The 11,070-nt window shown below is 73.4% G+C and carries 9 protein-coding genes; 4 read left to right on the top strand and 5 right to left on the bottom strand.

Translation table 11 applies throughout. The annotated features are described in order from the left end of the window. Positions 1 to 8: 8 nt before the first annotated feature. Positions 9 to 773 carry a TIGR03089 family protein gene (locus GTW67_RS15385; RefSeq protein ID WP_161163084.1) on the bottom strand — a complete coding sequence of 255 codons (765 nt, stop codon included), beginning with the start codon at positions 771 to 773 and terminating at the stop codon, positions 9 to 11. Positions 774 to 911: 138 nt separating this feature from the next. Here GTW67_RS15385 and GTW67_RS15380 point away from each other — a divergent pair, with 138 nt between their 5' ends. Together GTW67_RS15380 and manB are read left to right on the top strand one after the other, a co-directional pair. Continuing rightward, complete coding sequence (locus GTW67_RS15380; RefSeq protein ID WP_161163083.1) at positions 912 to 2,399, top strand: peptidoglycan recognition protein family protein; 1,488 nt, start codon at positions 912 to 914, stop codon at positions 2,397 to 2,399. Between the two features lie 104 nt (positions 2,400 to 2,503). Continuing rightward, entirely contained in the window at positions 2,504 to 3,586 is a 1,083-nt protein-coding gene (gene manB / locus GTW67_RS15375; RefSeq protein WP_161163082.1) for a mannose-1-phosphate guanylyltransferase, read from the top strand. 220 nt (positions 3,587 to 3,806) lie between these two features. Here the strand turns inward: manB and GTW67_RS15370 are convergent, their stop codons facing one another. The 4 genes from GTW67_RS15370 to GTW67_RS15355 form a co-directional block, all read right to left on the bottom strand. After that, on the bottom strand, positions 3,807 to 4,817 hold the full coding sequence (locus GTW67_RS15370; protein ID WP_161165384.1) for a DNA glycosylase family protein: 1,011 nt from the start codon (positions 4,815 to 4,817) through the stop codon (positions 3,807 to 3,809). A gap of 88 nt (positions 4,818 to 4,905) precedes the next feature. After that, positions 4,906 to 6,213: a coenzyme F420-0:L-glutamate ligase gene (locus GTW67_RS15365; RefSeq protein ID WP_161165383.1), complete on the bottom strand. Its 1,308-nt coding sequence runs from the start codon at positions 6,211 to 6,213 to the stop codon at positions 4,906 to 4,908. After that, positions 6,210 to 7,169, bottom strand: a complete 960-nt coding sequence (gene cofD / locus GTW67_RS15360; protein WP_161165382.1) for a 2-phospho-L-lactate transferase — start codon at positions 7,167 to 7,169, stop codon at positions 6,210 to 6,212. Before cofD ends, GTW67_RS15365 begins: the two co-directional genes overlap by 4 nt. Positions 7,170 to 7,202: 33 nt before the next feature. Beyond that, the gene (locus GTW67_RS15355; RefSeq protein ID WP_161165381.1) at positions 7,203 to 7,691 is read right to left on the bottom strand and encodes a cysteine dioxygenase; all 489 of its coding nucleotides are present in this window, start codon (positions 7,689 to 7,691) and stop codon (positions 7,203 to 7,205) included. Positions 7,692 to 8,393: 702 nt separating this feature from the next. On the opposite strand from GTW67_RS15355, the gene GTW67_RS15350 reads away from it, so the two are divergent. Continuing rightward, positions 8,394 to 8,657, top strand: a complete 264-nt coding sequence (locus tag GTW67_RS15350; RefSeq protein WP_003975777.1) for a WhiB family transcriptional regulator — start codon at positions 8,394 to 8,396, stop codon at positions 8,655 to 8,657. Positions 8,658 to 8,849: 192 nt separating this feature from the next. Beyond that, positions 8,850 to 11,070: glycosyltransferase family 2 protein (locus tag GTW67_RS15345; RefSeq protein ID WP_161165380.1), on the top strand; the 2,221-nt coding region annotated here is incomplete at its 3' end.

The raw sequence follows: 11,070 nt of genomic DNA, 5'->3' as shown, positions 1-11,070 counted from the left end.
CGAAATACTCACCGCGCCGTAACCGAAACCCGCTCCGCCTCAATCCGCTGATCCACCACACCGTCCCCCGCCCGCTCCAGATGCCGGCACAACACCACCGACCCTCCCGAGGCCAACGCCCCGTACAACCCCGCGTTCAACCCCTCCCACGTGTCATACGGCAACCCCGACAGAATCCGCGCCCCCGGCCCCGTCAACCCCAGCTCCGCCGCCTCCGCCCGAGCCCGCTCCACCACCTCCGCCCCGCTGAACTCCCGCCCGGCCACGATCAGCGCCGCCGCCTCCGGATCCACCGGCGCGTACGGCACGAACCGGTCCCCCTGCCCCGGCACCTCCACCGCGTAATCGGCGAAGCCCTCCGGCGGGGCAGGCACGAACCGCCCCCCGAGCGGCCGCAGCGCCAGCGCGATCCGCGGCCCCGAGCACGCCCGCGCCGCCTGAAGCGACTCCGGCTCCGGCCCGCTCACCACCACGTCCGCCGCCGCCGGGTCACCGGCCACGTCGGCGACGACCCCCACCGACGCGCACGCCAGCAGCCACACCGCCGTCTGCCAGTGCGCGGGCAGCAGCAGCGCGACCCGGTCACCGGGTTCGACGGACAGCTCGTCCTGGAGCAGATTCGCGGTCTTGGCCACCCAATTGGCGAAGGTGGCGACGGAGAGTTCGACGCGTTCGCCGGTGGCGTCGTCGTAGAAGGTCACCAGGGGGCGTCCCGGGTCCGCGGCGAGCGCGGAAGTCAGCAGGTCGGCAGGGGTGCGGTCGGTCGCGTTCACCCGCGCAAGCGTACGCGGGCCCGAAGGCGCGCCCCGGGCGGACGGGGCACATCACCACCACCGGATCGGGCGAAAAACCCTACGACCCGTCACATCCCGTATGGACAGGTTTGTCCAGTCGTGTCCAGGATCAGGGGCATGCATGGATTCCTCACTTCCTCCATAGGCGTCACCTGCGCGGCCGCCCTGGCCCTCCCGCTCACCGCCGCACCCGCGACGGCGACGGCGGCCACCGGAAGAGCGGCACCGGCATCGGCACCGGACCGGACACCGGCCGGGGCGTACGTCCCCGGCAGCACCCAGTCGCTGCCACTCGCGCCCCTCACCGGCGACCGCGCCTCCACCGCCCCCGGCATCGCCGTACAGGGCGTCCCGCGCCGGGACACACGGCGCTTCTCCCTGGTCGGCGTCGTCTGGGACGACCCGGCGACCGCACTGCACGGCCGCGTCCAGATCCGCACCCGCGCCACCGAAACCGGCGCCTGGTCCGACTGGCAGGACCTGGAGACGCACAACGCCGACCACGCCGCCGACCCGGGCACCGCCGAGGGCGCGTCGGGCGGGGTGCGCGGCGCCACCGCACCGCTGTGGGTGGGCGACTCTGACGGTGTGGAGGTACGGGTCCGCGCGGCGGACGAGAACGACACCACCGCCCCCGCCACGACACCGCTCCCCACCGGCATGCGCCTCGAACTCGTCGACCCCGGCGAAGGCACCCCACCGCAACCCGCCACCGACACGGCGTCCCCCGCCAAGGGCCCCCGCACCACCGCCCTGCCCCCCGGAACCACCGAGGCCGTCGAGCCCGCCGAACCCGTCGACGCCGCCGCGGCCGCCGAGGCCCTCGGATCCACCGAGTCCGCCGAGGTCTTCGCGTCCGTCGAGGGCCTCGACGCCTCCGCCGCCAACGCCGCCCTCGCCCCCCTCGGCGCCACCGAGATCCCCGCGCTGAGCCGGCTCCAGACCGAGAAGGAGGCCCTCACCCTCGGCACCCTGACGGAACAGCAGAAGGCCAAGCCGTACGTCGGTCCGCGCCCGGGCATCACCACGCGCCGCGGCTGGGGCGCGGACGAGAAGCTGCGCGAGAAGAAGTTCGTGTACACGAAGAAGGTCAAGGCGGCCTTCGTGCACCACTCGGCCACCGGCAACAACTACCGCTGCTCGCAGGCCCCGTCAGTCATTCGCGGTATCTACCGCTACCACGTCAAGAGCATGCGCTGGCGGGACATCGGCTACAACTTCCTCGTCGACAAGTGCGGAAAGATCTACGAGGGCCGGGCCGGGGGAGTGTCGAAGCCGGTGCTGGGTGCCCACACCATGGGCTTCAACTCCAACAGCATGGGAATCGCGGTCCTCGGCACCTACGGCTCGAAGAAGCCGTCGTCCGCCGCCGTCAAGGCCGTCGCCCGGCTCACCGCGTGGAAGCTCGGCCTCTACGGCGTGAATCCGCGCGGCAAGACATACCTGAAGTCCGGCGGTGGCAATCTCTACCGAAAAGGCAAGAACGTACGACTGAACGTCATCTCGGGTCACCGCGACGGCTTCTCCACGAGCTGCCCCGGCACACAGCTCTACAAGAAGCTCGGCTCGGCCCGTTCCTCGGCGGCGAAGTACCAGGGCCGCTGAGGACGCCACACCGCACGGCCATCGAAGGCGCCATGGAACGGTCTGCATACACTGGCCGGCCGAAAGACAGTTCGGCCGGTCCCGGCAGGAAGCAGAGACGACAGGTGACAGAAGCGATCCTCCTGGTCGGCGGTAAGGGCACACGGCTGCGCCCGCTCACGGTGCACACCCCGAAGCCCATGGTGCGGGCGGCCGGCGTGCCGTTCCTCACGCATCAGCTGGCGCGGGCGAAGGCGGCGGGCGTCGAGCACATCGTCCTCGCGACGAGTTACCTGGCGGAGGTCTTCGAGCCGTACTTCGGGGACGGCTCGTCGCTGGGCCTCCACCTCGAGTACGTCACCGAGGAGGAGCCGCTCGGCACCGGCGGCGCGATCCGCAACGTGGCGTCCCGGCTGCACTCGGGCCCCGACGAGCCGGTGCTCATCTTCAACGGCGACATCCTGACGGGCCTGGACATCCGCGCCCTCGTGCGCACCCACGAGACGACGGGCGCGGACGTCTCCCTGCACCTGACGAAGGTGACGGACCCGAGGGCGTACGGCCTGGTCCCCACGGACGACACGGGCCGGGTCCTGGCGTTCCTGGAGAAGCCGCAGACGCCGGAGGAGATCGTCACCGACCAGATCAACGCGGGGGCGTACGTCTTCCGCCGTTCGGTCATCGACACCATCCCGGCGGGCCGCCCGGTCTCGGTCGAACGGGAGACCTTCCCGGAACTCCTCGCCACCGGAGCGCACCTCCAGGGCATGGTCGACTCCACCTACTGGCTGGACCTCGGCACCCCGGCGGCCTTCGTGCGCGGTTCGGCCGACCTGGTCCTCGGCCGCGCCCCGTCCCCGGCGGTGCCGGGCCGCTGCGGCGACCGCCTGATCCTGCCCACGGCCACCGTCGCGCCCGACGCCAAGCTGACCGGCGGCACGGTGGTGGGCGAGGGCGCCTTCGTCGCGGAGGGGGCGCGCGTCTTCGGCAGCACGATCCTGCCGGGCGCGGTCATCGAGCCGGGCGCCGTCATCACCGACTCCCTCATCGGCACCCGCGCCCGCGTCGGCACCCGCTCGGTCCTCACGGACACGGTCATCGGCGACGACGCGATCATCGGCGCCGACAACGAACTCCGCGCAGGAGTCCGAGTCTGGTGCAACGCCCACATACCCCCAGCCTCCCTCCGCTTCTCCTCAGACACCTAGGCCGCCTTAGCTGCGGGCAGCAGTGCCGCTGGGGCGGCACGGGTGGGCGCAGCGGCACCCCGCAGCGCCGGGCCACGCGACCCACCTGCCCCGCCCCAGCACCGGGCACCCGGCAGCGCCGGGCCACACGACCCACCTGCCCCGCCCCAGCACCGGGCACCCCCCAACGCCGGCCCACGCGACCCACTCCCGCCGCACACCCACGGAAACGCCGGACCAGCTACAACCGCTCAATCCCCCGCGGAGCCATCCGCGGCGCCCGCCTCCCCGGCACCCGCCCACTCAACAACACCAGCCGAGCCGCCCGATGCCGCTGCCCCGCATACGGCTCCAGCAAGCGCAGCATCCCCGCATCGTCCGCATCCCGGTCCCCGCCCAGCGCGAACCCCACGATCCCCGGCAGATGCAGATCCCCCACGGTCACCGCATCCGCCGCGCCATGACTGCGCTGCACGGTCTCCGCCGACGTCCACGGCCCGATCCCGGACACGACCTCCAGCCGCGCCTGCGCCGCCGCCGGCTCCATCCCGGCCGCCTCCTCCATGCGCGCGGCGACCCGCACCGTCCGCAGGATCGTCGAGGCCCGCTTGTTGTCGACCCCGGCCCGGTGCCACTCCCAGGACGGGATCAGCGCCCACGTCCGCGCCGCCGGCATCACCCACATCCGCCCGGCCGCGGGCCCCGGCGCCGGCTCGCCGTACTTCCGTACGAGCAGCCGCCACGCCTGGTACGCCTCCAGCGTCGTGACCTTCTGTTCCAGGATCGACGGGATCAGCGACTCGAGGACCAGCCCCGTCCGCCCCAGCCGCAGCCCGGGCCGCCGGTGCGCGGTGTGGGCGAGCAGCCGGTGCCGGGGCACGAACGCGGACGGGTCGTCGTCCGCGCCCAGCATCCCCGGCAGCTGCTCCAGCAGCCACTCCGCCCCGGGCCCCCAGGCCTCGCCCCGCACCTCACCGCCGCGCGCGGTGACCCGCAGCGTGCCCGGCCCGGCGGGCGTGAGACTGGCCCGCCACACCGAGCCGTCCGGTGTCGTCCGGAAGGTCGGGTCGCCCGGCCCGCGCCGCAGCGGCCCGAGGGCCAGCCCCAGCTCCAGCGGCCCGTCCGGCACCCACACCCGTACCTTCCCGGGAGCGACGGCCTGCCGGGGCGCCGGTATCCCCGCCGCGGGCACGACGGCCTCCCCGCCGCGCACGGTCGTACGCGTGGGCCGGGGAGCGAAACGTCCTGCCACGGATGAGGTCCTTGAGAGAAGGGGGGCCGGAGACCCTACGGAAGCCCCTACGAGGGTAGAGCCTCGCCCGGCCAGCTCACCGCACTTCTCACCGCACCTCGATGAACGCCCCCGCGTCCCGCTCCCCCCGCGGCCGGGGCTCCTCGGCAGGGTGGCCGACCGCGACCGCACCCATCGGGTCCCAGTCCGCCGGCAGCCCCAGCACCTCCCGTACGACGTCCCGGCAGAACATCGTCGAGGACACCCACGCCGAGCCCAGCCGCTCCCCGGCGAGGGCGACGAGCAGGTTCTGCACGCCCGCGCCGGTGGCGACCACGAACATCTCCCGCTCGGCCCCGTCGCGCCGCGCGTCCCCGTAGGTGTGCGAGCCGTCCATGACCAGGCAGGGCACGACGAGGTACGGCGCGTTGCGCAGCACGTCCCCGCGGCGCACCCGCTTGGCGATGGACTCCTCGCTCTTGCCGTCCCGCCGGAGGTCGGCGATCCAGGCGTCCCGCATCGCGTCCAGCAGCCGGGTGCGGGACTCGGCCGACTCCAGCAGCACGAACCGCCACGGCGTCGTGTGATGCGGAGCCGGCGCGGTCACGGCCGCCGCCACCGCCCGGCGTACGGCGCCGGGGTCGACAGGCTCGTCCGTGAAGGCCCGTACCGTGCGCCGCTGGGTGACCGCCTGCCGCACCGCCTCGGACGTGCCGAGCCGGAACATGTCGTCGCGGGCGCCGCGCACCATGGCCCGCGCCCCCTCGCCGTCGTCCCCGGTCACGACCTGGGGGAGTCCGCTGACGACGGCGACGGGCAGCCCGGCGGCCTTGCCCTTGACCAGGTCGCCCGCGGCGGCGAGCTCGTCGGCGGTGGCGACGACGGTGGCGCCGAGCGGATTGCCGTGCGCGTCCGTGCCGCCGCGCAGGTCGTCGAGGACCCGCACGCCCGCGGCGCCGATCGCCACGTCCGTCAGCCCGGCCCGCCAGGGCCGCCCGAACGTGTCGGTGACGACCACGCCGACGTCGACGCCCAGCAGGTCCCGCAGTCCCTCGCGGAGGGCCCGCGCGGACGCGTCCGGGTCCTCCGGGAGCAGCAGCACCGTGCCGGACGGGGTGTTCGAGGCGTCGACGCCGGCCGCCGCCATGACCAGGCCCTGCCGGTTCTCCACGATCCGCAGCGCCCCGCGCCGGGCCACCACGCGCACGGTCTCGGTGTCGATCGCGGCCTCCCGGTCGGTGGCCCGCACGATCCGGCCCTCCGCCTTGGAGACGATTTTGGAGGTGACGAGGAGGACGTCCCCGTCGGCCAGCCCGGGCTCGGCCGCCGCGATCAGCTTGGCCAGGTCGTCGCCGGGCTGCACCTCGGGCAGGCCGGGGACCGCGCGGACCCGGTAGCCGGGAGCACCGTCGCTCACGCCTGACGCACCTCCTCCGCCAGCGTCAGCGCCTCGCGGGCCATCTGCGCCGTGGCGTCGATGTCGGTCATCATCAGCGGCACGGCCCGGCAGAGGATGCCGGCCGCCTTGACCTGTGTCACGGCGTCCGCGTCGACCGTGTCGACCAGCCAGCCGTCGAGCAGGCCCGAGCCGTAGTGCTCGGCGACCGCCGCCGCCGTGGACTCCACGCCGACCGCCGCGAGGACCTTGTCGGCCATCCCGCGCACGGGCGCGTCCCCGACGATGGGGGAGAGGCCGACCACCGGCACCCCGGCGTCGGCGATCGCCTCCCGGATGCCGGGCACGGCGAGGATCGTGCCGACCGAGACGACCGGGTTTGACGGAGGGAAGAGGATGACGTCCGCCTCGGCGATGGCCTCCAGGACGCCGGGCGCCGGCTTCGCCTGCTCGGCGCCGACCGGCACGACCGCCTCGGCGGGCACCGAGGCCCGCAGCCGCACCCAGTACTCCTGGAAGTGGACGGCCTTGCGCTCGCCGTCCAGCTCGACGGCCACGTGCGTCTCCACGCGGTCGTCGGTCATCGGGATCAGACGCACGCCGGGCTTCCAGCGGTCGCACAGCGCCTCGGTCACCGCGCTGAGCGGATACCCGGCGGTGATCATCTGCGTCCGCACGATGTGCGTGGCGAAGTCCCGGTCGCCCAGACCGAACCACTCCGGCCCCACGCCGTAGGCCGCGAGTTCCTCCTTGAGGTGGAAGGTCTCGTCGGCCCGCCCCCAGCCCTGCTCCTCGTTGATGCCGTCGCCGAGCGTGTACATCACCGTGTCGAGGTCCGGGCAGACCTTCAGCCCGAAGAGGTGGATGTCGTCGCCGGTGTTGCCGATGACCGTGATGTCCGCGTCCGGCGCGGCCCGCTTCAGACCACGCAGGAACCGTGCACCGCCGATGCCGCCTGCCAGAACCACAATGCGCATGCGCCCATCCTCGCAGGCCGGTACGACACTGCGTCAGCCAGTCGTCACAGCCGAGCAGCGCGCGGAGTGCATGGGCATCTCGGTGAGGCCCGGGTAGTAGACGTGCAGGCTGACCGCCGGCTCCAGCGTGTCGTTGACCACCTCGTGCGCGTACCCCGGCGCGAACACCTTCTGCGCCCCCGCGCCCAGCGCGCGCGTGCCGCGCTCCGTGCGCTCGGTCAGGGTGCCGTCCAGGACCGTCCACACGCCGGAGGAGGGGCCGTGGTCGTGGCGTCCGCTGCCCTGACCCGGCAGCCAGGACAGCAGCCAGACCTCGTAGCCGGGGCCGGTGCGCAGCCGGTGGTACCAGCGGGTCGTCGCGTCGTAGCGGACGAGGTGCTCCCACTGGGAGCGGTTCTCGGCGAGGGAGCGGAGCAGTCCGGCGAACTCGGCGACGGTGGCCGGGTGCTCGCGCGGTGCCTGGAGGAGGTGGGGGACTTCGAGGATGTCGCCGGCGATCTGGAGGTCGCTGTCGCTGTTCATGGGTGCGGTGGTTCCTCGGCGGGAGAGTGGGGGGTGCGGCGGAGTGCGGTGCGGAGCGAGGTACGCGGAGAACGCCCTGGCCGGGGCGTGGATCACACAGCCGGGTCGAGAGGACCCGGGGCAGCCGGAGCGCGGTGGCTCAACAGCTGGAACAGCGGCGACAGCTACAGCGAGCGCGGGCAGCACCGTGGGACCCGGCGGTGCGGGTCGAGGCGAGTGCCAAGTTCGCGAGCATGCCCACAAGGACAGCGGCTCACACCGGCACTGTCAACTTCATGCCCGTGATGTGGGACGTGTTTCACCTCATCCGGTTCATGTCGCAGGCGAAAGGTTTGCTCTCAGGGGTTCCGGGACACATGCGGCACAAGCCGGGCGCACAACCCCCGTTGCGATCCCGTGATCCGACTGTGATCTGGTTCGCTTCGGCTTGTGTGTCGGAACGAGAACGAACGCCGGGGCGTCCTCCCCCGTACAGGCTCTGTGCGGGGGCGGACGCTCCTGTGGCCTCGTTGGTATGCCAAGGTTTATGGCGATTTGAACACTTTCTGCATGGCCTTGGTTCTGCAGAGTGAATAAGGGGCCCAATAGCAGATCTCGGCTTGACTCGCCCGGAGCAGCACACTTGTAATTTCACTCGTGTCGTTCAGCCGGAATCGATAACGGCTGGATCACGGGGACGCGAAAGACGGACGAGGGGCGCACATGACCGAGCTGGTGCAGCAACTGCTGGTCGACGACGCGGACGAGGAGCTCGGCTGGCAGGAGCGCGCACTGTGCGCCCAGACCGACCCCGAGTCCTTCTTCCCCGAGAAGGGCGGCTCCACCCGGGAGGCCAAGAAGGTCTGCCTCGCCTGCGAGGTCCGCTCCGAGTGCCTCGAGTACGCCCTCGCGAACGACGAGCGTTTCGGCATCTGGGGCGGCCTGTCCGAGCGGGAGCGCCGCCGCCTGAAGAAGGCCGCGGTCTGACCGCCCGTCACGGCATGCGGTCCGGACACATATCCGCATACGTCGCGAACGGCCCGTCGCACGTGGCTTGTCCACAGGCGGCGGGCCGCTCTGCTGCCCAGCCGATAGTGTGGTCGCTCGTCCGAGACGCCCCGCCGCCCCCAGGCTGCACAGGCGTCCACCGCAGTCCACCGAACCGGGGCCCGTACCTCGATGTCCGTGCAGAGTCACACGGCAGCCCAGCAAGACCTCGCTGCCGCACCTGAGTTCCCGCGCCACGTGGTGACCGCGGTCCTCGTCTCCCACGACGGAGCCCGCTGGCTGCCCGACGCGCTCGCCGGGCTGCTCGGCCAGGAGCGCCCCGTCCAGTACGCCGTGGCCGCCGACACCGGCAGCGCCGACGACTCCGCCCGGCTGGTCACCGAGGCCCTCGGCGACGACCGCGTGCTGCACCTCGCCCGGCGCACCGGCTTCGGCCAGGCCGTCGAGGAGGCCGCCCGCACCGCACCGCTCCTCACCCCCGAGGAGCTGGCGTACCTGCGGCGGCCCAGCGGCTGGGACCCCGTCACGCGCACCTGGCGCGACGACGCCTACGACCTGCCGGATCTTCCGCACGGGGACCCGGTGCAGTGGCTGTGGCTGCTGCACGACGACTGCGCCCCCGAACCCGACGCCCTGGCCCAGCTGCTGCGCGTCGTGGACAACGAGTACGAACTCGGCCGCGAGGACGTCGCCGTCGTCGGCCCCAAACTCCGCGGCTGGTACGACCGCCGGCAACTGCTGGAGGTCGGCGTCTCCATCGCCAACTCCGGCCGCCGCTGGACCGGCCTGGACCGCCGCGAACAGGACCAGGGCCAGCACGACCACGTCCGGTCCGTCCTGTCCGTGTCCAGCGCCGGCATGCTGATCCGGCGTGACGTCTTCGAGCGGCTCGGCGGGTTCGACCGCCGGCTGCCCCTGATGCGCGACGACGTCGACCTGTGCTGGCGCGCGCACGCCGCCGGACTGCGCGTCCTGGTCGCCCCGGAGGCGGTCGTACGCCACGCCGAGGCGGCCTCCCGGGAACGCCGCGCCGTCGACTGCGCGGGGCGCACCACCGCCTCCCCGCACAAGGTGGACAAGGCCGGCGCCGTCCACACCCTCCTCGTCAACGTCCGCACCGCCGCCCTGCCCTGGGTACTGCTGCGCCTCGTCCTCGGCACCCTGCTGCGGACCCTCGCCTATCTCGTCGGCAAGGTCCCCGGCCAGGCACTCGACGAGATCCGGGGCCTGCTGGGCGTCCTGCTGCGGCCCGAGCGCATCCTCGCGGGCCGGCGCGAACGCGGGCGCCCGCAGGTCGAGAAGGACGAACTGCGCTCCCTGTTCCCGCCCCCCGGCGCCACCGTCCGCGCCACCGTCGAGCAGGTGGCGGGTGACCTCTTCGGCGCCTCCGACGCCGAAGCCGCCGCGGGCGCCGGACGGCACGGCGGCGCCATCGAGTCCGGACCGGGCGGCGACGACGCCGACTTCCTGGAGATCGAGCAGTTCGCCCGCCTCAAGCGCGTCGCCCGCAAACCCGGCCCGGTGCTCTTCCTGGTGCTGCTGCTCGTCTCCCTGGCCGCCTGCCGCGCACTCCTCGGCGGCGGCGCGCTGGCCGGCGGCGCACTGCTGCCCGCCCCCGGCGGCGCCGGCGAGCTGTGGTCGCGGTACGCGGACGCCTGGCACACCGTCGGCACCGGCGGCACCGCCTCCGCACCGCCCTACCTCGCGATCGTCGCCACGCTCGCCTCCCTCCTCCTGGGCTCCACCGGCCTGGCCGTCACCCTGCTGCTGGTCTGCTCGGTGCCCCTCGCCGGCGTCACCGCGTACTTCGCGTCCCGCCCGCTCGTGCCCTCCCGGCTGCTGCGCGCGTGGGCGGCCGTCGCCTACGCCTTCCTGCCCGCCGCCACCGGCGCGCTCGCCGGCGGCCGCATCGGCACCGCCGTCCTCGCCGTGCTGCTCCCGCTCGCCGCGCGCGCGGGCGTCACCGCCGCCGGCCTGACCGGCCAGTCCGGTGCGCGCGGCAGCTGGCGCGCCACCTGGGCGTACGCGCTGCTGCTGACCGTCACCACCGCCTTCACACCCGTCGTGTGGCCCATCGCGCTGCTGCTCGGCGTGGGCGTCCTGGTCCTGCGCCGCGGCGACATCACGGCGTACGGGCTGCGGCTCCTCGCCCAACTGGGCACGCCCCTGCTGGTGCTCGCGCCCTGGTCGCTGTCGCTGCTCCCGTTCGGCTTCTTCGACGAGGCCGGCCTGGCGTACGGCTCCTCGGCCGCCTCCGCGCTCGACCTGCTCGGCGCCAGCCCCGGCGGCCCCGGCACGGTCGGCGGGCTGGTCCTCATCGGCATCGTGCTGGCCGCGCTGGCCGCCCTGCTGCGCTCCGAGCGGCAGTTGGCGGTCCGCACGGCCTGGGCCA

It is taken from the genome of Streptomyces sp. SID5910, from assembly GCF_009862125.1.
GTDB lineage: Bacteria > Actinomycetota > Actinomycetes > Streptomycetales > Streptomycetaceae > Streptomyces.
This window is presented reverse-complemented; position numbering and strand designations above follow the sequence as displayed.